This is a genomic window from Acaryochloris sp. IP29b_bin.148, assembly GCF_028285565.1.
Taxonomy (GTDB): domain Bacteria; phylum Cyanobacteriota; class Cyanobacteriia; order Thermosynechococcales; family Thermosynechococcaceae; genus Acaryochloris.
Map to the genome: position 1 here is coordinate 1 of NZ_JANQOY010000138.1, position 25,166 is coordinate 25,166.

General features: G+C 47.7%; 25 protein-coding genes and 1 tRNA gene. 13 read left to right on the forward strand and 13 right to left on the reverse strand.

Annotated features, from left to right (window positions below):
* Nucleotides 1–710: 710 nt before the first annotated feature.
* On the reverse strand, nucleotides 711–2,420 hold the full coding sequence (ureC, locus tag Q0986_RS12930) for an urease subunit alpha (RefSeq protein WP_299410870.1): 1,710 nt from the start codon (nucleotides 2,418–2,420) through the stop codon (nucleotides 711–713).
* Nucleotides 2,421–2,506: 86 nt separating this feature from the next.
* Nucleotides 2,507–2,579: transfer RNA gene (locus tag Q0986_RS12935), tRNA-Met, on the reverse strand.
* Nucleotides 2,580–2,792: 213 nt separating this feature from the next.
* On the opposite strand from Q0986_RS12935, the gene Q0986_RS12940 reads away from it, so the two are divergent.
* The 7 genes from Q0986_RS12940 to Q0986_RS12970 all read left to right on the forward strand — a co-directional run bounded on the left by Q0986_RS12940 (nucleotide 2,793) and on the right by Q0986_RS12970 (nucleotide 12,146).
* Complete coding sequence (locus Q0986_RS12940; RefSeq protein WP_299410873.1) at nucleotides 2,793–3,767, forward strand: cysteine synthase A; 975 nt, start codon at nucleotides 2,793–2,795, stop codon at nucleotides 3,765–3,767.
* A 50-nt stretch (nucleotides 3,768–3,817) separates the two neighbouring features.
* Nucleotides 3,818–4,849 carry a lysylphosphatidylglycerol synthase domain-containing protein gene (locus Q0986_RS12945; RefSeq protein WP_299410875.1) on the forward strand — a complete coding sequence of 344 codons (1,032 nt, stop codon included), beginning with the start codon at nucleotides 3,818–3,820 and terminating at the stop codon, nucleotides 4,847–4,849.
* A 249-nt stretch (nucleotides 4,850–5,098) separates the two neighbouring features.
* A complete protein-coding gene (locus Q0986_RS12950; protein ID WP_299410877.1) occupies nucleotides 5,099–7,333 on the forward strand; it encodes an EAL domain-containing protein in 2,235 nt (744 codons plus the stop codon).
* A 163-nt stretch (nucleotides 7,334–7,496) separates the two neighbouring features.
* On the forward strand, nucleotides 7,497–9,164 hold the full coding sequence (locus Q0986_RS12955) for a dynamin family protein (RefSeq protein ID WP_299410880.1): 1,668 nt from the start codon (nucleotides 7,497–7,499) through the stop codon (nucleotides 9,162–9,164).
* Nucleotides 9,165–9,187: 23 nt separating this feature from the next.
* Nucleotides 9,188–9,787, forward strand: coding sequence for a DUF4126 domain-containing protein (locus tag Q0986_RS12960; RefSeq protein WP_299410883.1), 600 nt, complete (start codon nucleotides 9,188–9,190; stop codon nucleotides 9,785–9,787).
* 121 nt (nucleotides 9,788–9,908) lie between these two features.
* A complete protein-coding gene (locus tag Q0986_RS12965) occupies nucleotides 9,909–10,604 on the forward strand; it encodes a TIGR02466 family protein (protein ID WP_299410886.1) in 696 nt (231 codons plus the stop codon).
* Between the two features lie 333 nt (nucleotides 10,605–10,937).
* Nucleotides 10,938–12,146 carry a family 10 glycosylhydrolase gene (locus Q0986_RS12970; protein ID WP_299410889.1) on the forward strand — a complete coding sequence of 403 codons (1,209 nt, stop codon included), beginning with the start codon at nucleotides 10,938–10,940 and terminating at the stop codon, nucleotides 12,144–12,146.
* Here Q0986_RS12970 and Q0986_RS12975 read toward each other — a convergent pair.
* Nucleotides 12,126–12,374 carry a zinc finger domain-containing protein gene (locus Q0986_RS12975; protein ID WP_299410891.1) on the reverse strand — a complete coding sequence of 83 codons (249 nt, stop codon included), beginning with the start codon at nucleotides 12,372–12,374 and terminating at the stop codon, nucleotides 12,126–12,128. The two genes, Q0986_RS12970 and Q0986_RS12975, sit on opposite strands and share 21 nt — an antisense overlap.
* Before the next feature lie 133 nt (nucleotides 12,375–12,507).
* On the opposite strand from Q0986_RS12975, the gene Q0986_RS12980 reads away from it, so the two are divergent.
* Nucleotides 12,508–13,074, forward strand: a complete 567-nt coding sequence (locus Q0986_RS12980) for a Uma2 family endonuclease (RefSeq protein ID WP_299410893.1) — start codon at nucleotides 12,508–12,510, stop codon at nucleotides 13,072–13,074.
* Between the two features lie 19 nt (nucleotides 13,075–13,093).
* Nucleotides 13,094–13,534: a DUF29 domain-containing protein gene (locus Q0986_RS12985; RefSeq protein WP_299410896.1), complete on the forward strand. Its 441-nt coding sequence runs from the start codon at nucleotides 13,094–13,096 to the stop codon at nucleotides 13,532–13,534.
* Between the two features lie 7 nt (nucleotides 13,535–13,541).
* On the opposite strand, the gene Q0986_RS12990 is transcribed toward Q0986_RS12985, so the two are convergent.
* The 8 genes from Q0986_RS12990 to Q0986_RS13025 all read right to left on the reverse strand — a co-directional run bounded on the left by Q0986_RS12990 (nucleotide 13,542) and on the right by Q0986_RS13025 (nucleotide 21,057).
* A complete protein-coding gene (locus Q0986_RS12990; RefSeq protein ID WP_299410898.1) occupies nucleotides 13,542–13,748 on the reverse strand; it encodes a hypothetical protein in 207 nt (68 codons plus the stop codon).
* Between the two features lie 61 nt (nucleotides 13,749–13,809).
* Nucleotides 13,810–14,388, reverse strand: a complete 579-nt coding sequence (locus tag Q0986_RS12995) for a hypothetical protein (RefSeq protein ID WP_299410901.1) — start codon at nucleotides 14,386–14,388, stop codon at nucleotides 13,810–13,812.
* Nucleotides 14,385–15,119: a hypothetical protein gene (locus Q0986_RS13000; protein ID WP_299410905.1), complete on the reverse strand. Its 735-nt coding sequence runs from the start codon at nucleotides 15,117–15,119 to the stop codon at nucleotides 14,385–14,387. Before Q0986_RS13000 ends, Q0986_RS12995 begins: the two co-directional genes overlap by 4 nt.
* Nucleotides 15,120–15,220: 101 nt before the next feature.
* Nucleotides 15,221–18,130: an isoleucine--tRNA ligase gene (ileS, locus tag Q0986_RS13005; protein WP_366918581.1), complete on the reverse strand. Its 2,910-nt coding sequence runs from the start codon at nucleotides 18,128–18,130 to the stop codon at nucleotides 15,221–15,223.
* A gap of 482 nt (nucleotides 18,131–18,612) precedes the next feature.
* On the reverse strand, nucleotides 18,613–18,825 hold the full coding sequence (locus tag Q0986_RS13010; protein ID WP_299410907.1) for a hypothetical protein: 213 nt from the start codon (nucleotides 18,823–18,825) through the stop codon (nucleotides 18,613–18,615).
* 110 nt (nucleotides 18,826–18,935) lie between these two features.
* Nucleotides 18,936–19,151: a hypothetical protein gene (locus Q0986_RS13015; RefSeq protein ID WP_299410910.1), complete on the reverse strand. Its 216-nt coding sequence runs from the start codon at nucleotides 19,149–19,151 to the stop codon at nucleotides 18,936–18,938.
* Between the two features lie 293 nt (nucleotides 19,152–19,444).
* Entirely contained in the window at nucleotides 19,445–20,293 is an 849-nt protein-coding gene (locus Q0986_RS13020) for a metal ABC transporter permease (RefSeq protein ID WP_299410912.1), read from the reverse strand.
* Between the two features lie 20 nt (nucleotides 20,294–20,313).
* Entirely contained in the window at nucleotides 20,314–21,057 is a 744-nt protein-coding gene (locus Q0986_RS13025) for a metal ABC transporter ATP-binding protein (protein ID WP_299410915.1), read from the reverse strand.
* 168 nt (nucleotides 21,058–21,225) lie between these two features.
* Between Q0986_RS13025 and Q0986_RS13030 the strand changes: the two genes are divergently transcribed.
* The 4 genes from Q0986_RS13030 (at nucleotide 21,226) to Q0986_RS13045 (ending at nucleotide 24,290) form a co-directional block, all read left to right on the forward strand.
* Nucleotides 21,226–22,182: a zinc ABC transporter substrate-binding protein gene (locus Q0986_RS13030; RefSeq protein WP_299410917.1), complete on the forward strand. Its 957-nt coding sequence runs from the start codon at nucleotides 21,226–21,228 to the stop codon at nucleotides 22,180–22,182.
* Between the two features lie 240 nt (nucleotides 22,183–22,422).
* Complete coding sequence (gene yghU / locus Q0986_RS13035) at nucleotides 22,423–23,286, forward strand: glutathione-dependent disulfide-bond oxidoreductase (RefSeq protein ID WP_299410919.1); 864 nt, start codon at nucleotides 22,423–22,425, stop codon at nucleotides 23,284–23,286.
* A 108-nt stretch (nucleotides 23,287–23,394) separates the two neighbouring features.
* Nucleotides 23,395–23,622, forward strand: a complete 228-nt coding sequence (locus Q0986_RS13040; protein ID WP_299410921.1) for a CopG family transcriptional regulator — start codon at nucleotides 23,395–23,397, stop codon at nucleotides 23,620–23,622.
* Between the two features lie 269 nt (nucleotides 23,623–23,891).
* The gene (locus tag Q0986_RS13045) at nucleotides 23,892–24,290 is read left to right on the forward strand and encodes a cupin domain-containing protein (protein ID WP_299410924.1); all 399 of its coding nucleotides are present in this window, start codon (nucleotides 23,892–23,894) and stop codon (nucleotides 24,288–24,290) included.
* An 8-nt stretch (nucleotides 24,291–24,298) separates the two neighbouring features.
* Here Q0986_RS13045 and Q0986_RS13050 read toward each other — a convergent pair whose 3' ends face one another.
* Nucleotides 24,299–24,688 (reverse strand): MAPEG family protein, encoded by a 390-nt coding sequence (locus Q0986_RS13050; RefSeq protein ID WP_299410926.1) that lies wholly within the window; start codon nucleotides 24,686–24,688, stop codon nucleotides 24,299–24,301.
* A 42-nt stretch (nucleotides 24,689–24,730) separates the two neighbouring features.
* The coding region (locus tag Q0986_RS13055; protein ID WP_299410929.1) for an SRPBCC family protein at nucleotides 24,731–25,166 on the reverse strand (436 nt) is incomplete at its 5' end.

The following is a 25,166-nucleotide window of genomic DNA, read 5'->3' on the forward strand; positions in this document are numbered from 1 at the left end:
ATAGAGGAGCGGCCTCCTGAGCGTAGGACATATTCTCAGCCTAGCTAAGAATAAGAGCGCTCCACTGCTGAATGGTTATTTCAGCCAGGCTGCACTAGATCTAATATACAGTATAGCAATTTTGATGAAGTACAGCCATCACACGTAGAAAATGAACAAACTAAATCTATAAGACCTTGTCAAATAAGCATTTAAGTCTGCAGCTTGTTCAAAACTGACTTAAGACAGGTGTACATGTAACCCTTTCATGCCAATTGCAATTATTTCTAGCAGCCAATAATTGCTCCACAGTTGATGGAGAAAAGAGTCTTTTGATGGAGAAAAGAGTCTTTTTTTTGCATCTACATAAGGTTCTACAACCTTTTACAAGCAAGTTATCTAACCTGAGTTCGGGATAAGGAAGCATGAGAAATCCTTTTCAGGTATACGGTTCAGGAAATCAACCTTTGAACTAAACAATCTCTTATTGATAATCAGTCTATTGTATTGAGAATAATCCCTATCTCGGAGCTTATTCGCAGATGTCTAAGCAAAGAAAAAATTATAAAGAACGCAAAATCAATAGTTTCAGAGATTGCTTATCCCGTACTGAGGTTATCTAGAAACTTGAAAGATCTATTAAAGTCATCACATTTAGCTACTGACAGCGGGTTGTACAAATTACTTGATTTCGCCGCAGGCAAGATAGGATTTGCCATAAGGTCCAATGTTCAAAACAAAAAGTACCGCTGAGCCATTGGTAACACCGTTGCAGGTTCACAGGTGAGCAGTTCTCCATCAGCTCTCACCTCATAGGTTTCTGAATCCACCTCAATTTTAGGTAGAAAATCGTTCAACTTCATATCTGCCTTACTAAGATTGCGCGTATTGGAGATGGCAACGACGTTTTTCTGCAAGCCAATCTGGTCAGGAACGCCTTCTTCCATAGCGGCTTGAGAGACAAAGGTAAGAGACGTGGCAGCAATAGCACCCCCAAATCCACCAAACATGGGTCGCATATGCACTGGTTGAGGCGTCGGGATACTAGCATTGGCATCTCCCATCTGGGACCAGGCAATAAAGCCGCCTTTAATTACCATTTCTGGCTTGACGCCAAATAGGGCAGGCTTCCACAAACAGAGATCGGCTAGCTTACCTACTTCCACCGAACCCACATGGTCGGCAATCCCGTGGGTAATCGCTGGATTAATCGTGTACTTAGCGACGTAACGCTTGGCTCGATGATTATCATTGCGATCTGAATCTTCTGAAAGCGGTCCCCGCTGCACCTTCATTTTGTGGCCCGTCTGCCAGGTGCGGATAATTACCTCACCCACCCGGCCCATGGCCTGGGAATCAGAGGCAATCATACTAAACGCCCCCAAGTCGTGGAGAATATCTTCAGCAGCGATGGTTTCTCGACGGATTCTGGATTCAGCAAAGGCGACATCCTCAGGAATACCTGCATCGAGGTGATGACACACCATCAGCATGTCCAAGTGCTCATCTAGGGTATTAACGGTGTAGGGCCGAGTCGGATTCGTGGAGGACGGCAGAACATTGGCTTCTCCACAGACCTTGATAATATCCGGGGCATGGCCGCCACCAGCACCTTCTGTGTGATAGGTGTGAATGACCCGATTTTTGAAGGCTGCAATGGTATTTTCCACAAAGCCAGCTTCATTCAAGGTATCCGTGTGAATCGCCACCTGGACATCAAACTCGTCGGCAACGCTCAAGCAGGTATCAATAGCAGCAGGGGTGGTACCCCAGTCTTCATGCAGCTTCAGGCCCATAGCCCCGGCTTTGACCTGCTCTACTAAAGCGGCGGGCTGGCTGGAGTTGCCTTTGCCTAAAAAGCCTAAGTTCATAGGAAAGGCATCGGCAGATTGCAGCATCCGATAAATATTCCAGGGGCCAGGGGTACAGGTGGTGGCGTTGGTGCCTGCAGCAGGTCCCGTACCGCCGCCAAGCATGGTGGTGATACCGGATGCGATCGCAACTTCAATTTGCTGCGGACAGATAAAGTGAATGTGGGAGTCAATCCCTCCCGCCGTCAGAATCATCCCTTCCCCTGCGATCGCTTCCGTACCGGGGCCGATCACAATATCAATCTTGTCTTGGATATAGGGGTTACCCGCTTTACCAATGGCCGCAATCTTGCCATCTTTAATGCCGATATCCGCTTTGACAATGCCCCACCAGTCCATAATCAGGGCGTTGGTAATCACCGTATCCACCGCGCCATCGGCATTGGTAATTGGCGATTGGCCCATGCCATCGCGAATGACTTTACCACCCCCAAACTTGACCTCATCCCCGTAGGTGGTGTGGTCTTGCTCCACTTCAATAATCAGGTCCGTATCAGCCAGACGAATGCGATCGCCCACCGTGGGGCCATAGGTTTCCGCATAGGCGCGGCGGTCCATTCGATATGCCATAGCTACCCCTGTTGAGACTGATTCAGTAAATTCTAAATCGAAGTGTCGCGTCTTAGGGCGTCTGGATGGATGAAGTGATATAAGAATGGCTCAGGGCAGATTTGAACTGCCGACCTTGGGCTTATGAGTCCCCTGCTCTAACCACTGAGCTACTGAGCCAATTCGTCAGCTTTTAGAATGGGCTGGCAGTCCAGCTCCACTGCATGAAAGCGCCGACAGTTTAGTAGCCTAACATAGACAGAGTGCCCTTTGCTACGGTCTGTCGCGGAATTCTTCGATGGGGGAGAATCTTTGATCAAGAAGTCCGAATGCGAAGTCACAGCTGGGCAGGACATGGGAAGATAGGCAAATGTGTAACGTTCTTCCGCGATCATGGACATCAAAAACGGCTTTGTTGGTGCTGTCGGCAACACTCCCCTCATTCGTCTCAACAGTTTTAGCGAACAGACAGGCTGCGAAATTTTAGGCAAAGCAGAATTCTTAAATCCAGGAGGCTCTGTTAAAGATCGAGCCGCTTTATTTATTATCAATGATGCGGAAAAGAGAGGCGTTCTAGGGCCTGGGGGGACCGTTGTTGAGGGAACCGCTGGCAATACCGGTATTGGCCTTGCCCATATTTGCAATGCCAAAGGCTATAAATGCTTAATTGTGATTCCAGAAACCCAATCGCAGGAGAAAATGGATGCGTTGCGATTGTTGGGGGCTGAGGTTCGAGCCGTTCCAGCGGTGCCTTATCGCGATCCGAATAACTACGTCAAGCTATCGGGCCGTCTGGCAGAGGAACTGGACAATGCCGTGTGGGCCAACCAGTTTGATAACTTAGCCAATCGCCTCGCGCATTACGAAGGCACTGGTCCAGAAATCTGGCAACAGACGGAGGGCAAAATCGATGCCTGGGTCACCTCGACGGGCACAGGCGGGACCTATGCAGGCGTTGCCCTGTACTTAAAAGAGAAAAATCCCAATCTCAAAACCATTTTGGCCGATCCCATGGGCAGTGGTCTCTATAGTTACGTTAAAACGGGCGACATCAAACCGGAGGGGAGTTCGGTCACTGAAGGCATTGGCAATAGCCGGGTGACGGCCAATCTGGAAGGTGCCCCCATTGATGATGCCGTCCAAGTCGATGATCCAGAATGCCTGCGGGTGATCTACCAGCTATTGCGGCAAGATGGGCTATTTTTAGGGGGATCCGTCGGTATTAATGTGGGGGCAGCGGTGGCGTTAGCCAAAGAAATGGGGCCTGGCCATACCATTGTCACCGTCCTTTGCGATAGCGGTACCCGCTATCAATCGAAACTCTTTAATCCAGAGTGGTTAAAGACGAAGGGACTTAGCCCTGACTAAGTTATTGTTCTGTTGAGCACAGGACTTGAGATAGGACATTAATATCTTTCATGGGACATCGCTGGGGCTGGGTCAAGCAGCAGTGGGCTAGCTATAAAGCTTTTTTTTACACCGGTCTGCTGATGGCTGTTTTGGCCTTTTTAGGGAAGGCTTTGTTCGAACATTGGCAAGCCATTACAACCATTCGGATCACGCTATCTGCCTGGGCTTGTTTTGCGATCGCAACCGGAATTACCCTCTTGGCCTTTACCTGGACAGGTTGGGTTTGGGGATGGATCTTAGAAGACTTGGGACACCCCGTCAGCAACGTCTGGGCGACTCAAATCTACCTCACTACTAACATTGCTAAATATTTACCCAGTAACCTTGTTCATCTCTATGGTCGCACCCTAGCAGCCAATGCCGTCGGCATCCCCTTATCTGCGGCCTCACTCAGCGTAATTCTCGATACCCTCTTGATGATTTCAGCAGGTCTGATTCTGGGGTTACTCAGCGTTCCCCAAAGCGGCGTGGGATCTGCAGGGTTAGGGTTAATGGCCGTGTTAGTGATTATGCATCCCGTCGTCCTTCGCTCTTTAGGGCAGTGGCTGACTCAACTGGCAGCCGCCATCACCAAACGCAACCCCCCTCAGCGTGCTAACCCGTTTCGGTTGCTGCGATATCCTTGGCGACCTCTACTGGGAGAAATTAGCATTCTAATCTTAAGGGGGTTGGGGTTTACCCTCGTTGTCCAGGCCCTAATTCCCTTAGGCATTGAGGCCGTTCCCCGCTTAATTAGTATTTTTAGTATTGGTTGGCTACTCGGATTTATTACCCCTGGCGTTCCCGGCGGTGTAGGTGTATTTGAACTGACGGTGAGTCAGTTAATGATCCGACCCGGTGTCCTCACGGATGGCCCTACCCTATCCTATGGCCTCGCCTTAGGGAGTGTGGCGCTCTATCGATTAATGAATACCCTTGCTGAAGCTATCGGGGCAGGTTTAGCGTGGTTGGACACAAAGCATTCTAGGACGGCAACCACCCCTATATTGCGTTCATCCTTGGTTGCCAAGCCAAACCCCCAAAATGGGGTCAAGAATTAGAAAAGTCTATCAATAACCGCCTCGTCAATAGGTTTACGGAATCTATTGCCGTGATCTTCACAATACGACATGTTTTCCTTAAACATGTCCGTATATTTGCGGAGGACAACCCTCTCAGTCAACTCGTAATCTTTGAGTGAAGTTAATTCATGTGGCAACAATTCCAGACTATTCCGGGGATTTACGGGATTTTTAGGGGTGCCATGGTAGCTTCACCTCAGCGTGACGGTCTCTCCATGACATGAAATTGTGAAAAGCAAGCAACCGACTCAGTTGAATGATCTGTCCGCTGCGGGTCCAGCTGTCCTCTATAGTAGCTGCCTGGGAACGTATGATTTAACCGAGGTTTCTCAGAGTGTGACCCGCTTGTTTGGTTACACTGAACAGGAGTTGTTGGCCCATCCCACCCACTGGCTCTCGCTCATTCATCCTGACGATCGCGCCTTGGTACTAGCCGCCTTCAGCCAGAGCACCTTAGATCATTGGCAAGAATGCGAGTATCGCTTTTTACATAAGCAGTTAGGGTACCGATGGGTACAAAATATTTTTCAGCTAACGTCTAAACCTATGCAGCCTGGGCTAGCCCTGATTGGCTGCTGGTTAGATCGAACGGAACAACGGTCTTATCAGCCCACTCAACAACACCAAGACACGCTCCTGCTTGCAGTGGTAGAAGCCAGCCAGTCTTTGCTCACTGGATCGCATCTCAATACAGCCGTGACCCAAGCATTGGCCACCATTGGCAGCACCACCCGAGTCGATCGCCTCTATATTTGTGAGTTTGAAGCATCAGATCTGGATGACCCCCTGATTCTTCATTTGCGCTATGCCTGGGTCAAAAAGACAGACACCAACTCCAGCTTGCAAATCCCCTGGTCAATTCCGCCTGAGCAAATGAGTCAGCGTCGATGGTATAAGTCTCTGGTTCATCGACAGCCTTTTGCGCAAGCAACTCAGGATTTTTGTGATCTGGAGCGGTCGCTCTTAGCCCGTGCGGGGGTCCGCTCTGTTCTGCTACTCCCCATCTTTGTGGATGACCAGTTATGGGGATTGATCAGTTTTGAGCATTGCCAGGTGGAGTACCAATGGTCAACCTCAGATATTACAATTCTCAGAACCTTGGCAGCCACTTTGAGTGGTGCCTTAAAACATCATCTGCGGGAAAAGCAACTCCTTCACCATGCCTTCCATGACCCGCTGACCGATCTGCCTAACCGGGCTTTATTTATCAATCGCCTCGAACAATCGCTAAAGCAATTGCAGCGCTATCCCAATTATCTGTTTGCGGTTTTATTTCTGGACTTAGATCGATTCAAAATCATTAATGACAGTATGGGGCATGCTGTTGGCGATCAATTACTGATGGGTATCGCTGAACGGCTCTTGAAGTCTTTGCGTCCAGGGGATACGGCGTCTCGTCTAGGCGGCGATGAATTTGTGGTCTTGCTCAATGGGATTCACAGTCAAGACGATGCCATTACCGCAGCCGATCGCCTTAGGAAACAGTTGACGTTGCCCTTCCATTTAGGCAGCCATGAAGTGTTTATTGATGCCAGTATTGGCATTACCCTCAGTAGCTTTGATTATCAAGATGCAGAACAGGTTTTGCAAGATGCTGATGTGGCCATGTACCAAGCCAAGTCAGCGGGCAAAGGCTGTCACAAGGTTTTTAATACGGGGATGCAATCCCAAACAATGGCGAGATCGCAGTTAGAAACGGAAATGCGGTGGGCGATTGAGCGTCAAGCCTTTGAAATTTATTACCAACCCATTGTTCACTTACAAACCGGGAATATTACCGCCTTTGAGGCTCTGATTCGCTGGTACGACAGCGAACATCAGCCCATCGCTGCCACTGATCTGATTGATATGGCTGAAGAATCTGGTCTAATCCAGGACTTGGGCTTAGCGGTACTTCGGCAATCCTGTAACCAGCTGCATCAGTGGCAGCGAGTCCCAGGATATGAATCCTTACAGGTCAGTGTCAATTTATCGGCCAAACAGCTGTTTCACAGTGACTTAGTGATTAGAGTCGCGGATATTCTCACCGCTGCCCATATTCATCCCAGCCACCTGAAGCTAGAGCTAACGGAAAGTGCCATCATTTGCAATGATGCAACCACGGTGGCGATGTTATCCCAGCTGCGCGAATTAGGGTTAGAACTTTATCTCGATGATTTTGGCGCAGGATATTCTTCCTTAAGCTATTTGTATAGCCTACCGATCAATGCCTTAAAGATTGATCGGTCCTTTGTTCAGCGCATTGATACGGGGGCGGAGGGGCAGGCCATTATTCGCTCTGTCTTACTCCTGGCCAACAATTTAGGTCTAGATGTTGTAGCGGAAGGGGTCGAAAATCAGACTCAGCTCAGTTATCTCAGTTCTCTCAATTGCACCCACGGACAAGGCTTTCTATTTGCGCCGCCGCTCACTGCGAGAGGAGCCACCTCCTTACTGCGATCGCAAGAGAATTTTGCATACTAATCTGCATAGAGGAGCAGATAGGGCCAGTGGTAAAAGGCTGGCCCTCATTTGTTTTGGACGCACCCACCTGAGGGTTGGAAAAGGGGTAGCACGCAGCCCCTAGTGGTCAAATATAATTTAGGTGGGAAGACTATATAAATAGTGAGCTTTTTCATCCCTAGCGATGAGCCAACAGGATAACTACCATCATTTGCTTCAGACCCTATCTATGGCGATTGGGGTTCTAGAACTCAAGGACACCGATGAACTGCGACGAGAGGTGATCGCACTGAGTGAGGGTGCCCAAAAAACTACCCTGAGAATGGCTGTCTTTGGCCCCTTTAATTACGGTAAATCGACGTTGCTCAACGCCCTACTCGGTGAAAAGGCCCTGCCTATTGATTTAATTCCTACCACGGGGGCCGCCATTCGAGTGTGCTATGGTCCACACCTCCAAACCCGAATTGGCTTGGCGAGTCGTCAAGAGATTGTTGAAGCGGGCACGGATATCCTCAAGCAGTACGCCATTTTAGACGATCACCGACGGATGCGGGAAGATGTGGTTTCTGTTGAGGTGAGTTGCCCCCACCCGTTCTTACAAACAGGCGTCGAACTTCTAGATTTACCAGGAACCAACGATCGCGAAGCCCAAGATGCTCTGGCAAAGGAGCAGTTACTGACGGCAGATGTCGTGATTCAGATGCTCGATGGTCGCAAATTAATGACCTTAGGCGAACGAGAGCATCTGCGGGACTGGCTGTTGGATCGGGGCATTGACAGTGTGGTGTTTGTGGTTAATTTTTTAAACCTGCTGGAGCCCGCCGATCAAAAGCAAGTGATGAACCGAATGCGGTTTGTGGCCGAAAGCTTCCGGTCCCAACTCCCCCCAGGGGTTAGTAATCTCTACCGCGTTGATGCCTTACCCGCCTTGAGAGCCCGCCTCAAAGGGGATATGGCAGCCGCCCAAACCACAGGTCTGCCGATGTTAGAGACCGCCTTGCAGACGATTGTCCAGATCTATCAAACGGAAGGCCTTCCCCAGCAGCCTCAGCGGGCGATCGCACTTGCAAAACGGCTGCAGCTGGCGCTCAGCGAAAAAATTGCGGTTGTTCAATCCCAAGTCCAGAACGACGCCCTGGATCGGGCTCAGCAGCGGCTAGAGATTAAACAGCGGGCTCAAAAACTGATTATTAAAGGCTTTCGCGAGAGTGTATCAGACACTAAAGCCTGGCTCGATCTGCCCACCTTACTGCGTGACCATGAAACGGGTGCCCAGATAGCCCTCCAGCAGCAGCGCTTCCCCCTCTGGCTCACAGAAACCTTAAAACCCATATGGCTAGGGCATCAACGCCAAGTGGTGGGTTGGGTCCATAAAGCCTGTGAGTTTTTTAATCAACCCCGACCGACAGAATTATGGTTTGCCTTTCCCAGCGGTCCGGCGGCCCAGTCGCCACCCTCTCCCTCCTCCACCTCAGCCAAGGAAGAGGACATTGCTCCGGTTGCGATCGCAACCGGATTAGGCTGGCTGATGGGTGGCCCCTTGGGTGCTGCTATTTTTGGTGGGACGGGCTATATGGTCAATAAACTGGAAAATATCGCCGTGTCTAAGGCTGATCTACCCCAGTTCGAGCAAAATGACGAGCACTATCGACAAGCCGCTCACTACTATCTCACCCAGTTCCGGGCCGCCGCCTTAACCGCCCTCCAGGAGTATGAACGCACGGCTGAGCGGATTATTTTAATGCCGATTGCAGAAGAGCATACCGACCCCAACCGCAATCGCCATCAGCACCAACTAACACTCCTGCAAAATACGCTGGCTGCGCTAGAAGACGCGATTGGGGCAATATAAAGAGGATTGATTACAGAACCGATATGGAAATTCTGATTAGTCTCTGTCTGGGGATTACGCTCAGCGCCGCTAGTGGTTTACGGGTATTTATTCCCCCACTAATCCTGTGTCTAGCCGCCATGTTTGGTGATTTTCCATTAGCCGCCAATCTGGAATGGATTGGCACCCTCCCCACCCTGATTGTCTTAAGCACAGCTGTTGTTGTCGAGGTGCTGGCTTACTATATTCCAGGCGTCAACAATCTGCTGGATTTGATTGAAATCCCGACTGCGATCGCAGTCGGTTCTGTGCTCACCGCCGCCACCTTAGGCGACTTAAATCCCGTCCTTCAGTGGACACTTGCAATTCTAGCCGGGGGCAGTGCCGCAGGCATTGTCGAAACCACCACCTCGGTCACCCGCGTTGCCGCGACAACCATGACGGGAGGGGTCGGTAATCCCATTCTCTCCACCGCAGAAGCTGTATTATCGGTTCTATTAACGTTGCTGGGATTAGCGATTCCTTTACTAGCAGCGGGCATTGTCCTCTTTGTGATTATCTGGCTGATTCGCAAAACCAAAGCCATCTTGCTCGAACGGCGACTTCGACGTCGGGCCAATCAAACTCCAAAAAGCATGTACTGAAAAAGAGCAACTGCGGCCTAACCACCATCCCAAAACGGCAGAATTACATAAAAATATTGCAGCCTCCATTAAGCTAAATATGAGCCCTTTAGGACGATGATAGGTTGGAGACCAAAAAACAATGGAAAACCTGGTTTGTGAAACCTATTTTCCCACATTTATTTATTTTTATGATTTCTCAAATTCACAAGAGCTAAATCCTCAATTTTTGTCGACTATTCGGGCAGAACGTGAAAAGGATCAGCAAGGATTAGAACGTTCTAATTTTAGAAGGTTGGGGGGGTGGCATAGCAAAGACCATTTCCATACCTTGCCAGCTTTTGAGAAATTCACCCATAAAATCCATCAGGTCGCTGCAGAAATATCTAAACAATTAACTTACGACTTGGACTGGGAACTGAAGATCAGTAATATGTGGGCTATCATCAATGCTCCAGGTAGTCTCAATCGAGCCCATATCCACCCAGGCCATTTATGGAGCGGTGTTTACTATGTTCAAGCCCCACCCAACTCTGGTTCCATTGAGTTCACGGATCCACGAACGGAGCATCTAATGCTGACGCCTAATCTGGCGACCAACCAACCCCGAGTTCGTGGGGTTTGGAAGACGGTCGAATTCCAACCCCAACCCGGACGGATGCTAATGTTCCCTAGCTGGCTTTACCACACTGTTCATCCCAATATGACTGAAGAAACTGGGGATAAGGGAGAGCGTGTGTGTATCAGTTTTAATTTGGTTCAGGTTAAAACAAGCAAGAAGATCAGTAAGCCCCAGAAGAGTCGGTCCAGTCCCAATCGAGGGTTCGGAGATGCTTGAACAGCCTAAGCCAAGGTAATCACTCAGTTATCAGCGCCAATTCTACACACCCAACTACGGTCATCGAAATTGTCCTTATCAGGCTGAACACGATATCCGTATGATGCAATCGAAACAGAAAATCTTAGGTATGATGCAATCGAAGCAGAAAATCTTAGGTTGCTTCCGCTCGTTCGTGGATATCCAGCATTTCTGCCGTATTTGCGGTTATATCTCAACGTTGGAAAAGCAAGACGTTCCTATCCTTGAATGCGCTCAAAAGGTTTTTTGCTAGCGATTCTGTGATGCTAATACTGCGGCCTGATTAGTTACCGTTTCTTGAGTTTTACAAATATGACAAAAAAGCGGAAAGAACCCAAAGGATGTGGATGTGGCAGTATTCCCTTTTCGGTGATCTTGCTGGTGTTGGGAGTTGGGGGTTGGTGGTTTAGTCAGGCCGAGAATCGGAAGTTAGGTCGATATTTGCCCCCGGACTACAAGATTACCATCCCAATTTTGAATCAGCCGATTACGCTGAACCCTTCTCAGCCATCCCCGTCCCCCACGACGTCTATTCCCATCAAGACGGCCCCCCAGCTTCCTCCCCCAAAAGTTGTGCCGCCAGACGTGATCAAAGTTGAAGAGCCCAAAGCAGTCAAATTTCCCCAGGCTTGGACGCAAAAAACCATGAGAGGTATTTACCTCAGTCGCTACCAGGTGACTAACAATGCCACCGAAAAAACCATTCGCGATCGCGTTCGCTACTATAAAGCGCAAGGATTCAATACGATTTTGCATGGCGTTTGGGGCAATGCCTGCACGATGTATAAAAGCGACGTTATGGCCAAAACCCTAGGCTTTCCTAGCTGCCCCAATCTGTTTCGAGATCAATGGCTAGACTGGTTAATTGATGAAGCCCATCAGCAGAATATGCAAGTTCATGCCTACTTTGAGAAAGGCATCAAAATTGATAAGAATAGTCCAGTGTATGAACGGGCGGTGGCTGAAAAATGGCTAGTCCCTGGTGTGGATCGAACCTACAGTGGCATTGAGCACTATGTGCTTGATGTGGATAACCCGACGGTGGCAAAACTCTTCAAAGATATTGTGGCGGAGTTTGTCCAGAAGTATCCCACCGTTGATGCCGTGCAGTGGGATGACTATTTGGGGTACCACGCTGAGTTACCTGGGAAGGTGGATCGAACCGCTAGCCTAACTAAATTTTCTCAGCAAATGATTGAGGAGATGAAAAAAGTCAATTCAAAGGTGAGTTTCGACCTTTGTCACCATAATCCCTACTGGTCTAAACGCTATTTTGCAGCGGATTGGAAAAACTGGGATGTGGACCGGGTGTTTATCCAAGCCTATAACGAGGCTAATTTTGCTAAGGAATTAGAATATGCCCAAGCTCAAGTGGGTATTGCCATTACGGATAATCAGCTCCATCGCTTGCAGGGACTGGTCGAGGACCCTGATATCAAGGGCATTCTGGTCTTTCCCCTATCAGGCAAGCCGGAAGAAACAGCGGTCAAAGTCAAGAATCTAGTGCTTCAGACTGAGTAATTTGGTTTTCGATGATGGAGTCGCAGCGATCGCACAATAAAGCATGTTTTCAGACTGACCGACAGAAGTGGAGTAATTCCAACAGCGATCGCATTTCTTTCCATCCGCCGTAACAACGCCCACACCCAAGGTTTCAGACTGAAACTGATACATTAATCGATCTAAATTTTTAGGTGTATCCAGAAGTTCTACCTGGGAAGCCAAAAATAGGTATCGTAACTCATCCACATTATTTGAACCCTTACCGGTAGGATTTATGGCTGCCAACTACTGGCGCAGATCCTGGTCACTCCCTGCTAGCGTTACTCTAAAAACGCCTGCGATAAAATATTGATACTTGTACTAAACATATAATGACGGCATGGCAACAACTACTTCTAAAGAGCTTTGTTGGACCAGCGCAGACTTGGAACTGTTTCCCGAGGGTGATTGGAAGCGTTACGAAATTGTAGATGGAGAGTTGTTGGTGACGCGAGCACCCCATCTAGGACATCAAGATTCTGCAGGTTTAACCTATGCCAGATTGTTGTTATGGTCGGAAGACACAATGTTGGGCAAACCTTTTCTAGCCCCAGGCGTCGTTTTTTCTGATATGGATGATGTGATTCCTGATGTTGTCTGGGTGCAGCAGGAACGCCTGCCCAACATTGTGGATGAATCGGGACATTTTACGGAAGCGCCAGATCTGGTGATTGAGGTGCTTTCAGCTGGAACGATGAATGAGCGGAGGGATCGTGAAATTAAACTCAGACTCTATTCGCTCAAAGGCGTCAAGGAATACTGGATTCTAAATTGGCGACTCAAGCAAATTGAGATCTATCGCCGCGAAAATGCTCAACTCCAGCTTCAGGCGACCTTATTAGAAACAGATGCATTGATGTCTCCGCTGTTGCCAGGGTTTGCCTGCTTAGTGAGCCGTTGCTTTTAATGTATGGTCATTCATTTCTATGCAGACTACTACTCTCTACGATCAAGATTTTTATGCTTGGACCCAGCACCAAATAGAACTACTACAAGCTCAACAATGGGAACAAGTGGATATTGACAATCTGATTGAGGAGATTGCTTCGTTGGGTAAGCGGGAACGGCAAGAGCTGCGCAATCGATTGGGAGTTTTGTTGGGACATTTGCTTAAGTGGCGCTATCAACCCGAAGCCCGATCTAAGATTTGGTTCTATACGATTAAAGAGCAGCGTCAGGAGATTGAACGCCATCTGCGAGAGAATCCTAGTTTGAAGCCTTATCTGAGTGAAGCGGTTGAGATTGGATATGAAAAGGGGCTGAACCTTGTGGGTAAAGAGACACCCCTGGACCCCGCAAAACTTCCTCAAGTCTGTCCTTTCTCAGAATCAGAAATCTTTGAAACATCAGTGGAATGGCCAGTATAAATTGGCGTCATGCTTTGGGTGATGATTGCTTCGGCGTGCCATAGATGTAGTGATCATGCTCAGCCGCACCATCAGTCGGTAAAGTATCGAGTACTTGGGGAGGAATATCTGCTACCAGCTCTTCGATGAAATTTGCAAAAAGCTGTGCCTGCTCCTGCTGGCAGTGAGACTTCATCCTCGCTAGGAACAGAAAATCTAATATTTCTTCAATCACAGCGCACATTCCACAAGTCTACTCTATTGAGTAAATCTGCGGAATGTGCGTTAAAAAGTTTCTAGTGATCATAGAGGATCAGATAATCTGCATCATCACCAAAACGACGATCTAATTCTCTAGGATTTACCCGAACACACTTTCGCGATTCACAATCCCCAATATCAATTTTGTTCTCATTGATATATGCTTCCATTTCGCTGATTTGAGAATCCAAATTTTTTTTAAGTTCCCACCTTGTTTGAATTTCATCAAGACTTGGAAAAGCTTTTTGAATGAAGAAACCAAATATAAATACAACAGCAACTCCAATAGAAGTAGCGATAAGTATATAAATAAATGGCGCAATCTTAAATTGAATTTCATATGCTGATGCAGCTTTCTGTGCATTTCTTTCTGCTGCAGAGAACTGGGATTTCAAGTCTCGAGAAATCTTATTGGATACAGAGGTTATTGATTGATTTAATTCTCCTTGAATATCTTTCTTGAGAGCACGAACTATATGTTCAAGCCTTTCAGTAGCTTTATGCATTTCGTCGATAGATTGTGTAGCAGAGACCTGATTAGTTTGAGCCGCATGAAGAATATTGCCTAATCCATCATATAACTTACATATTCGCTGTATTTCTTCTTGATTCATAAACTGTATCCACGACCAATGTCCCTATTCTGTTTTTCATGCTCTTTCTGTAATTCTTGTTCCCTTTGTACTTTATGCAACAGTTCCATAAATTGCTTTTCCCTATTCTGTTCGAAGGTTTGGTACTCTTTTAATGTGAGCCTTAATTCTGTGATACTACTTAGCGTACCAAAAGTGATAGATCCATCTTTTTGAACAGATAATAATACGCCACCTGTGCCAACTTGATTTGAGCCTGCACATGCCATTAGAAAGTCTAAGTAAAGGTGCACATCATTTGAGCTAAAAGGTAATTTCTCTTTAACAGCTTCCTCAGCTGTCCTTTTAATGAATGTAGCCAAAGAATATTGACTTTTTTTGTTGGAGTATGCATCAAGGTATGGAACTATTCTAGAAACAAAACTATTGTTTTTTGGGTCTGTCTCGATAAACCAATGTATAGATCGGGATATTTTTTTTAGCTCTGGCTGATCTCTAATTGCAGTTAAAAGAATTCCTTGCTTCTCAGGCTCCTTCTTATCTTTATTAGCTCGCCTTTTGAATTCTATGACTCTTACGACTCCTTGAGACTCTAATAAAACATCGGCTAATAGAGTATCCGCAGGTGTTTGCTGTAATAAATTGACTGATGTCCCTATAACCGAATCTTCAGATTTAGCCTGAATGGATGCACCAAGGCCATATAAGAAATTGCCAATGACAACATTTTCATATAACTTTAGAGGACTCATAGTACTGGTCTTTTAGCAGGATCTACAAGGTCAAACCCTTTTTATTTTATTAATGGTCTGAAAAAGAAAGGTCGTAATTCCTGAAGTTTTTGTGAGAAGTCTCAATTTGGCTGGTAACTTCCATCTTCAACTTGGCTAATTTGATCTTGTGCGACCAAATTACCAATGATGGAGTCGCAGCGATCGCACAACAAGGGATGCTTTTTAGACTGACCAACATAGGTGGAATAATTCCAGCAGCGATCGCATTTCTTGCCATCCGCCTTCACTACGCCCACACCCAGGGTTTCAGACTGGAACTGATACGTTAACTCACCTAAATATTGAGGTGTATCCAGCAATTCCACCTGAGACGCCAAAAACAGGTATCGTAACTCATCTACATTATTTGAACCCCCACCAGTAGAAGGATTCATGGCGTCTAGCTGCTGACGCAAGTCCGTATCACTCACATACAGCAATACCTTCGCCTCCAAAGACGAACCGATCTCCTTTTCTGTCCGAGCCTGCTCCAGCACCTTATTCACCTCTTGGCGAATCTCTCGCAGGACCACCCACTGGCTAGCCAGATCAGGATTCTGCCACTGACCCTCTAGGTGCATCCACCCGGAGGCAAACACCGATTGATGCTCTGTCTCATAGGGCAAAGACTGCCAGATGTCTTCCGCCATATGGGAGAGCACCGGAGCAATGGCGCGGGCTAGATTCTCTAGGGCAATGGCCAATACTGTCTGACAGCTTCTCCGTCGCTGGGCATTCGACTCACTGATATAGAGGCGATCTTTAGCCGTATCTAGGTAGAAGTTAGACAGATCCACCACACAGAAATTCTGTACCGTCTGAAAGAAACGGAAGAACTGGAAGCTCTCAAAGGCTTCTGTCACATCGGTAAAGACTTCCGTGATCCGATGCAGCATATAGCGATCGAGTTGAGGCAGATCTTTATAAGCCACTGCATCTTTGGCTGGATCAAAATCATGGAGGTTACCCAGCAAGAATCGAGACGTATTGCGGATCTTGCGATAGACATCCGCCATTTGCTTGAGGATATTTTTGCCCAAAGGCACGTCGGACGCATAGTCCACGGAAGACACCCAGAGGCGCAGCACATCGGCACCATAGGGCGGATCTTGCTTTTGGTTTTTGCCCCCTGCAATGACGATGGCTGGGTCCACCACATTCCCAATAGATTTACTCATTTTGCGGCCCTGCTCATCCAAGACAAAGCCGTGGGTCAAGACGGTTTTATAGGGAGCATGACCGTTGGTGGCCACGCTGGTGAGGATACTGGACTGAAACCAACCGCGATGCTGGTCCGATCCTTCTAAGTACATCTCGGCTGGATATTTCAACGGCTCCCGCTGATCGCAAACCGCTGCCCAGGAGGACCCAGAATCGAACCAGACATCCATGGTATCGGTGCCTTTGCGATAGGTATTGCCATCGCTGCGATAGGGTTCGGGCAAGAGTTCGTCGTTGTCGAGTTCCCACCAAGCATCAGAGCCTTTCTCCGCTACGATGGCCTGCACATGCTTGATCGTCGCTTCGTTCAGGAGGGGTTCGCCCGTGGCATCGTTGTAGAAAACTGGAATAGGCACACCCCAATTGCGCTGGCGGGAGATACACCAATCCGATCGCTCCGACACCATGGAGGTGATCCGATTTTCCCCTTGGGCGGGAATCCAATTAACGGTTGCGATCGCATCTAGCACTGCTTCTCTAAACCCATCCACCGACGCAAACCACTGCTCCGTCGCCCGCAAGATCACTGGCTTTTTGGTTCGCCAATCGTAGGGATATTTATGGGCATAGCTTTCTTCTTTTAACAGGGCACCTGCTGACTGGAGTGCCTCGATTACTGCTTCATTGCCGCCATTCAAGACATTCAGTCCAGCAAAGGGACCCGCGTCATCGGTAAAGGTGCCATTACCATCCACTGGAGACAGCATCGCTAAACCGTACTGCTGACCCACTTGATAGTCTTCTTGACCATGTCCGGGGGCGGTATGCACCAGTCCCGTGCCCGACTCTGTAGTCACATAGTCACCTAAAACCAAGAGACCTTCCCGCTCAAACAGCGGATGTTGGTAGGTGGAATTTTCTAGGGCTTTACCAGGCAGGGTCTTGATGATTTTGAAGGAGGACTCTAAGGTTTCCGTCAAGGTCTCCACCAGATCTTCCGCCACAATCAGGTAGTCTTCGCCCGTCTTCACTACTGCATAGGTCAGATCGGGATTTAGACTCACCGCTAAGTTCCCAGGAATGGTCCAAGGTGTCGTTGTCCAGATGGCAACCTTGAGGGTGGGTAAATACTCGCCGAGCAAAGGTTGGGCAGCTTCCGACAACCCAGTCACCTTAAACGTGACATAGATACTACGGGAGGTATGGCCTTCTGGATATTCCAGCTCGGCTTCAGCTAGGGCTGTTTGTGAACTGGGACTCCAATAGACAGGCTTAAATCCCCGATAGATATAACCCTTAAGGGCCATTTTGCCGAAGACCCCAATCTGAGCGGCCTCGTACTCTGGCTTTAGGGTGAGGTAAGGGTTTTCCCAGTTACCCCAAACCCCATACCGCTGGAAGCTCTTGCTCTGCTTCTCCACAGTTTTTAGGGCAAAGTCACGGGCCTTCCACCGCAACTTGAGTGGCGTCAGCTTGGCCCGATTCTCAGGCTGGATATTTTGCAGCACCTTTAGCTCAATGGGTAAGCCGTGGCAGTCCCAGCCTGGCACATAACGAACTTTGCGACCCTGTAAGAGCTGAAATTTATTGATGGTATCTTTGAGAATCTTGTTGAGGGCGTGGCCAATGTGTAGATCGCCGTTGGCATAGGGTGGCCCATCATGGAGTACAAACACATCTCCAGGATTATTCTGGGACAGGTTTTCGTAAATCTGGTGGTCAGCCCAAAATTTTTGCAACTCAGGTTCGCGCTTCACCGCATTGGCGCGCATATCAAACTTGGTTTTGGGGAGATTTACGGTCTTTTTATAGCGTCCGGGTTCTGTCACAATTTCTAGCCAATACAGCAGAGAACATCAACAAGTCATTCAGACATTATCAACGAGATCTCAACGATGCTTCAACTTTTCACTAAAAACCTTTGACTCTCCATCGGAACTTCCCATTTCATGTTCAAGGATCATGCAGCCTCAGCAGCTCAAAAATCGTCTGAACTCACAGACTCGTTGAACCATTCCTGGCCCCAGCAGACTCTGTTGCTATTCAAAGTGGCAATATTCAGATGTGTCGGTGATGGTGTCAGTTGCCCCCAGTTTCATAAGCGGGATGCATTGACAGATAGACCACTCTACTGTCCCAGCATCCAATTGGCCAATTTATATACTTTTTAGTTCGGAGCTAATGTAGAAGCCGAAGCACCCTAAAGCGATCAAATCAGACCATAGCTCTTTAGGGTGAATTCGGCTCATTTTATGTATCAGTAAAGGTAAGATAGTTCTAGCTTATACAAGCTAAAAACTATAGACTCTTCCTAACGTTGTACTACAATGCCAGGACCACCAGCATTTTGATTATTATTGCCACCATTGTTAGTTTGGGTAGCATCTCCACCGTTGACTGTACTGTTATCAATATCAACGACATCATCATCACTACGAAATGGGAAGTAGAAAAATCCACCGCTTAGCATTTCAGCTTCGTTACTGGAAAGTTCTGTAAATAGCTTCTTAGAATCAGTTGACATGCGTTTCTCCTTGTAAGTAATTCAGAAATAAATAATTAGGTAGTCTATTGACTGAGTTGGTGAGAACAAAATAGCTCTAGCAAATATAAGCTAAAAACGATAGGCTCTCCTTAACCTTGGACTACAATGCCAGGACCACCGGCATTTTGATTGCCATTGCCACCATTGTTAGTTTGGGTAGCATCTCCACCGTTGACGGTACTGTTATCAACGTCAACGACATCATTATCATTACCGTAAAATGGGAAGTAGAAAAATCCACCGCTCAGCATTTCAGCTTCGTTGCTGGAAAGCTCTGTAAATAGCTTCTTGGAATCTGTAGACATGCGTTTCTCCTTGTAAATAATTCTAAGAATAAATAGCGAGGCAATCTATTAACTCAATCAATAAAAATCAAGTAATAGGTAACACCTCAATCTCTACATTTACTAATGTAGTTGGTATGCTCAGAAATGTAATTACAGTAAAGTTCTGCACTTTTGAGGCGAAAAAATCATCTTTCCTCTGAAAAAGTCAGGAAAGGTCAGAAAACCTCACTTTAGAGTCTATGTCAAGCCGATTAATTAGCTTGCGAAAATCAAAAGGAGCATCAAAAAAGGTGGGTTTCGGCTGGATTATATTATTCAGTTTTACTCAAAGATTGGGTGAGTACCCCTTGGGTAGGGCTCAGCAGGAATGCTAGCAAGAAGAAGCCAAACGCGACCAAAACGATGGCGGGGCCTGACGGTAAGTTGAAGTGAAAACTCAGATACATGCCCGTAATGCTAGAGATCACACCAATGGCGGCTCCGACAATCATCATCATATGCAATCGATAGACCAATAGATAGGCCGTTGCACCTGGCGTAATCAACATAGCCAGCACCAAAATCACCCCGACAGACTTGAGGCTAGCCACAATCGTCAATGCAATCAGCACCATCAATCCAAAATTAAGCAGGTTGGTGGGTAGTCCTGCCGCTTGAGCCCCAACAGGGTCGAAGGTGTACAACATGAGTTCTTTAAACAGCAGCACAATGACCACTAGCACCAGCACCGTAATCACTAAGGTATTGATGACTTCCGATTGGGTAACGCTCAGGATATTGCCAAATAGGAAATGATTCAGGTCGATTTTGGTCTCTTTCTGGACAATTGTCATCAGGGTGATGCCCAAGGCAAAGAAGGCTGAGAACACAATTCCCATGGCTGCATCTTCTTTAATTTGCGAGTGGGTATGAATCCAAGCAATAACGACTGTGCTAAATACCCCGGCAATAAAAGCGCCCAGGAATATATCTATACCGATAATGTAAGCAATAACAAGGCCAGGTAAGACTGAATGGCTAATGGCATCTCCGAGCAAGGCTAACCGCTGCACCATCAAATAGCAACCCACGGTGGCGCACACAATTCCCACTAGAACTGCGGTGAGGAGCGATCGCTGCATAAATTCGGCTTGCAGCGGCTCTATTAATAGGTCGTACATCTAAAACGTTGGGTATGGGGCTAGGCGGCGTTGGACTCAAAGAAGGGGACATGTCCACCAAAGGCTTGCTGAATATTATGTTTGGTGAGTACATCTTCGCGAGAACCGTAGGCAATCAGTTCTTGGTTGAGCAAAATTAAGTCATCAAAGTTGGTAATGGCCTGACCTAAGTCATGGTGAACCACGAGTACGGTATGTCCGGTATCTGCCAACTCATGCAAAATATTGAACACAATCGCTTCAGTTTTTTTATCAATCCCTGCAAGCGGCTCATCAAGACAGAAAATCTCTGCTTCTTCGGTTAGCGCTTTGGCGAGAAAAACCCGCTGTTGCTGCCCCCCTGAAAGCTGGCCAATGGGACGATGCCGTAAATTAGCAATTCCGACACGTTCTAAAGCGTCGGCAGCGAGTCGGCGAGACACGGTGGAATAGCGCTTCAGCCAGCCCGTTTTACGAATCCGCCCCATCAGAACGACATCCCAAACCGTGGCGGGATAGGTCCAATCAATTTGTGATCGCTGGGGGATATATGCCACTCGATCCAACTGCTGCTTAAGGGGTTTATCGCCCCATATCACTTGACCACTACTCGGCAAGACCAGTCCCAGCATGGCCTTGAGCAAGGTGCTTTTACCAGCTCCGTTCGGGCCAATAATGCCAGTCAACCGTCCTGCATTCACTGAGCAGGTCACATTGGAGAGGGCGTTAACCATACGGTATTGCACACCTAAATGGTCGACAGCCAGACTGCTAGCACTGTTCATGAGCGAGTGTCCATAGTTCTAGAAGAGAGCAAAGAATTTACACCTAAACATTGCATGTGTTTAAGGCATGCACCTGAAAATTGAGGAGGGTGTAATTAAAAATGAAACGATTATGAAAATACTGTAGCATCAAAAAGTGAAAGCATTATGAAAATCAGATGTAAAGTTATGACAACATCCTTGCAGAAGCGTCAATTGCCCGTCTGGGGCTGGGTTATCGGTGGATTATTGTTTGGAGTTAGCCTGGTTGGATGTACGAGCAGTCAAGAGGCTAAACAATCGGGAAAACCCAAAGTGGTGGCAACCAGCACAATTTTGCAAGACTGGACCGCCGAGGTAGCTGGGGATGAAGTTGAATTAGTAGGTATTTTGCAACCGGGTGCTGACCCCCATGTGTATGAACCCATCCCTGCCGATAATTTAGAAATTGAACGGGCCGATCTGATTTTTTATAATGGCTATAATCTGGAGCCTGGATTGATTAAGCTGATCGAATCCAACCAAAAATCAAAAGTATTTGCGGTGGGGGAAGTAGTTACACCCCTGGATTACGATTACGAAGGTAGACAAGAACCCGATCCTCACGTTTGGGGGGATGCTGAGAACGCCATCAAAATGGTGAACGCCATTCGCGATCAGCTGATTGAGTTATCCCCTGAGGATAAGGAAGTGTTTACGAAAAATGCGGTTGAATTTACTCAAGAGCTGGCTGTGATCGATCAATGGATTGTGCAACAGATACAAACCATTCCAGCTCAGCAACGGCAATTAGTGACAACCCATGATGCCTTCCAGTACTATGCCAACGCCTATGGCCTGACGATCGCAGGTACCCTGATTGGGATGAGTACGGAAGAGCAACCCAGTGCGCGAACGGTCAAACGGTTGTCAGATGATATTCAGAAGGCAAAAGTACCCGCTATTTTTGCAGAAACAACGATTAATCCAGCACTGATCAAAACAGTGGCAGCGGAAGCCAAGGTGAAGCTAGCGGAGCAGGAGCTTTACTCCGACTCCATCGGCGCACCAGGCACTGAAGCCGATACTTATATCAAAATGTTGAAAGTGAATACTCGCACAATCGTGGAAGCTTTAGGTGGAAAATACACCGAATTGGAGCAGTAGTCTACGAGGGCTATCTCGCATCATAGATGTAGCTTATTGATGTGAGCGTCGTTCATTCCACTCACCATAAAGCCGATCCACAATCCAAACGTTCAGCCTGACGTCATGAATGCAAATGAATTGCGGTCCTTTGTCAAAACACTGTGAAGGGCATAGCAAAAATGAAAGTTGCCGTGCAGGTGATGAGGTAACAGCGCTAATGTTGAGACAGCTATATTTGTCCTGCGATGGAGACGGATCATGAGTAGCGACTACACTCCCCCCAAAGTTTGGCAATGGGATTCAGAAAGTGGGGGGACTTGGGCCAAAATTAACCGCCCCATTGCGGGACCGACCCATGAGCAAGACCTGACCGTGGGGCAACATCCCTTACAGCTCTATTCCATGGCAACCCCCAACGGCCAGAAAGTCACCATCATGCTAGAAGAACTCTTGGCATTGGGCGAGTCTGGAGCTGAATACGATGCCTATTTAATCAAAATTGGAGAGGGCGACCAGTTCAGCAGTGGGTTTGTGGATGTAAATCCCAACTCCAAAATTCCGGCTTTAGTCGATCACTCTACCTCCCCCCCAACCCGCGTCTTTGAATCCGGGGCTATCCTCCTATACCTCGCCGAAAAATTTGGCCAGCTCCTACCTACAGAACATGCAGCTCGCACCGAATGTTTGTCCTGGTTGTTTTGGCAGATGGGTTCAGCCCCCTATCTGGGGGGTGGCTTTGGTCATTTTTATAGCTATGCCCCCACCAAAATTGAATATTGCATCAATCGTTTCACCATGGAGGTGAAGCGCCAGCTTGACGTTCTCAATCGCCATCTTGAAACCCACTCATTTATGGTTGGCGACGATTACTCGATTGCTGATATTGCCATCTGGCCTTGGTATGGCGGGGTGATTCGCAATACCCTATACGATGCCGCAGAGTTTATCGATGCCTCCTCTTATACCCATGTGGTTCGTTGGGCTCAGGATATCGCCGATCGCCCGGCAGTCCAGCGGGGCCGCATGGTCAACCGCACTTGGGGGGCCTTGTCAGAACAGCTCCATGAACGCCATGATGCTGATGATTTCAATACTAAGACGCAGGATAAGCTTAACCCGTAGCTTCCCTTGGGGGAATGGACGAAGATCGGTGAATCCTTGGTATTGCAATCAATGCTTTAACGTTTAGACGTTAGACTGTTGAAACGTTTGTGTTCACAAAGAGGCCATATGAGTGAGCCACCCAAGCGTTCGACTATTGACTTTGAACCAGAATTGCATCAAGCATTACGGTTCAAAGCAGCATCCACCAATCGCACAATATCGGATCTAGTGAATGAGGCAGTTCGTCTGACCTTCCAGGACGATCAAGCAGATCTGGCTACCTTTGATGAACGAGAACCAGAGTCTACGATGACCTATGAAGAACTGCTAAATGACCTGAATGGCATTCTATAAGGCTGTTTTCACACGATTCGTTGCAAAAGATCTTCGTCGTATTTCTACCCAGGATGTTACAAGAACTCTCAATCGTATTGAATCGTGTGCAGTAAATCCACAGTTAGGGGCGGAAAAGCTTTTAGGGCAAGAGATATCACATCAGATAAGGAGTCTAAATCATTTACGAGATGGTAGACCACAAATGAAGCATTGTTGTTAAAGTCGGCCATAGACGCGATGTGTACAAGAATCGCTAATAGCACTTTCAGGTAATTCAGGAGAGAGTGATGGCTGGAACAGATATTAAAACTCACCCCATTCATCTGGGGTTGGGTGCGACTGCAGAAACTGAACCCGTATTTACAGGGTCGATGGAATGGTACATCGATTATGCTAAACGCCATGATTCTGACGGTACCGAAGGGCGCTTAGTCAGTATGCATTCTTTCTCAGAGGCTTGGGATGTCTGGGAGATGCATCCGCAGGGCAGTGAGGTCGTCCTGTGTATTACGGGAACGGTGACACTTCATCAAGAAGATACTGAGGGTTCTGTGACCACCACCACCCTCAGTCCTGGTGAATATGCCATTAATCAGCCTGGTATTTGGCATACTGCTGATGTTGAAGAAGAAGCGACGGTGTTATTTATCACTTCCGGCATCGGCACCCAAATTCGGCCCCGGTAAATCGATGCTTACAACACCTGACTGGCAATCAGACCCATACCAATCAAAGAGCCACCAAACGCAAAGCTACGCACCACGGGCACACCAAAAACATACAGGGGCAAATAGACCACTCGACTCCAAAAATAGAGCCAAGCCCCCACGGCACTGACGCCATTGGTGTGGCCTGTCGCCTGCACCAGCAGCAATAAACCCAACGCCCAGGGCAAGGTCTCTTTGAAATTATGGTTGGCTCGCTCGCCTCGAATGCCATAGGTATTCTGGCGAGGGGGTAAATTATCACGAGGACCGAGCAGGACCATTGGCCCAACTTCAAAAATCCTGGTTATTGAACCAATGCCAAGATGAATCATGGCCAAGATCAGCGTCAGCAGGAAAACGGTGGTTTCGGGAGTCATTGTTATCAAAAGTGTAGAGTTAATTCAAACGTTGTCACGGTCTTAGGCCGCAGTGACGACTTGACCTTGCGTGACATAAGTATCATTGCCTTCCAGGAGGGCATTGAGCATTCCCGCAAATTTAGGTTTCATCATGGGGAGCATCAGCTTGCCAAGTAGCCCCATCTTTGGTTCAAAGTCCATGCTCATGCTGATTTCAGTCCGATTTGCCATGACTTTACGGAAACGTAAAGTTGCTTTTGCACGTTTCAGGGGCATGGTTCCCTCATAGATATTGAAGGTCATCTGCTGGTAGGGAATATACTCAACGACTTCTTCGCGAATCCAGTTTTTACCGTCATTGAGGTCGCACTGCCGCTTAGCTCCTTGTCCTTTCGGCAGAGAATCTTCAAGGAGATGGGAATGAGTGAGGTTGGGATTGAATTGGTAGATATTGCCAAAGTCATCCCAACTCTCCCAAACCTTTTCGAGGGAGGCA

Bases quoted from the DNA above. Each gene is read 5' to 3' on its own strand.
- Q0986_RS12995 (WP_299410901.1), bottom strand. From the start codon at position 14,388: ATGAATCAAGAAGAAATACAGCGAATATGTAAGTTATATGATGGATTA.
- Q0986_RS12970 (WP_299410889.1), top strand. From the start codon at position 10,938: ATGACAAAAAAGCGGAAAGAACCCAAAGGATGTGGATGTGGCAGTATT.
- Q0986_RS13000 (WP_299410905.1), bottom strand. From the start codon at position 15,119: ATGAGTCCTCTAAAGTTATATGAAAATGTTGTCATTGGCAATTTCTTA.
- Q0986_RS12960 (WP_299410883.1), top strand. From the start codon at position 9,188: ATGGAAATTCTGATTAGTCTCTGTCTGGGGATTACGCTCAGCGCCGCT.
- Q0986_RS12940 (WP_299410873.1), top strand. From the start codon at position 2,793: ATGGACATCAAAAACGGCTTTGTTGGTGCTGTCGGCAACACTCCCCTC.
- Q0986_RS13040 (WP_299410921.1), top strand. From the start codon at position 23,395: ATGAGTGAGCCACCCAAGCGTTCGACTATTGACTTTGAACCAGAATTG.
- Q0986_RS13010 (WP_299410907.1), bottom strand. From the start codon at position 18,825: ATGTCAACTGATTCTAAGAAGCTATTTACAGAACTTTCCAGTAACGAA.
- Q0986_RS12945 (WP_299410875.1), top strand. From the start codon at position 3,818: ATGGGACATCGCTGGGGCTGGGTCAAGCAGCAGTGGGCTAGCTATAAA.
- Q0986_RS12965 (WP_299410886.1), top strand. From the start codon at position 9,909: ATGGAAAACCTGGTTTGTGAAACCTATTTTCCCACATTTATTTATTTT.
- Q0986_RS13025 (WP_299410915.1), bottom strand. From the start codon at position 21,057: ATGAACAGTGCTAGCAGTCTGGCTGTCGACCATTTAGGTGTGCAATAC.
- Q0986_RS13045 (WP_299410924.1), top strand. From the start codon at position 23,892: ATGGCTGGAACAGATATTAAAACTCACCCCATTCATCTGGGGTTGGGT.
- Q0986_RS12955 (WP_299410880.1), top strand. From the start codon at position 7,497: ATGAGCCAACAGGATAACTACCATCATTTGCTTCAGACCCTATCTATG.
- yghU (WP_299410919.1), top strand. From the start codon at position 22,423: ATGAGTAGCGACTACACTCCCCCCAAAGTTTGGCAATGGGATTCAGAA.
- Q0986_RS13050 (WP_299410926.1), bottom strand. From the start codon at position 24,688: ATGACTCCCGAAACCACCGTTTTCCTGCTGACGCTGATCTTGGCCATG.
- Q0986_RS13020 (WP_299410912.1), bottom strand. From the start codon at position 20,293: ATGTACGACCTATTAATAGAGCCGCTGCAAGCCGAATTTATGCAGCGA.
- ureC (WP_299410870.1), bottom strand. From the start codon at position 2,420: ATGGCATATCGAATGGACCGCCGCGCCTATGCGGAAACCTATGGCCCC.
- Q0986_RS12985 (WP_299410896.1), top strand. From the start codon at position 13,094: ATGCAGACTACTACTCTCTACGATCAAGATTTTTATGCTTGGACCCAG.
- Q0986_RS12980 (WP_299410893.1), top strand. From the start codon at position 12,508: ATGGCAACAACTACTTCTAAAGAGCTTTGTTGGACCAGCGCAGACTTG.
- Q0986_RS13015 (WP_299410910.1), bottom strand. From the start codon at position 19,151: ATGTCTACAGATTCCAAGAAGCTATTTACAGAGCTTTCCAGCAACGAA.
- Q0986_RS13030 (WP_299410917.1), top strand. From the start codon at position 21,226: ATGACAACATCCTTGCAGAAGCGTCAATTGCCCGTCTGGGGCTGGGTT.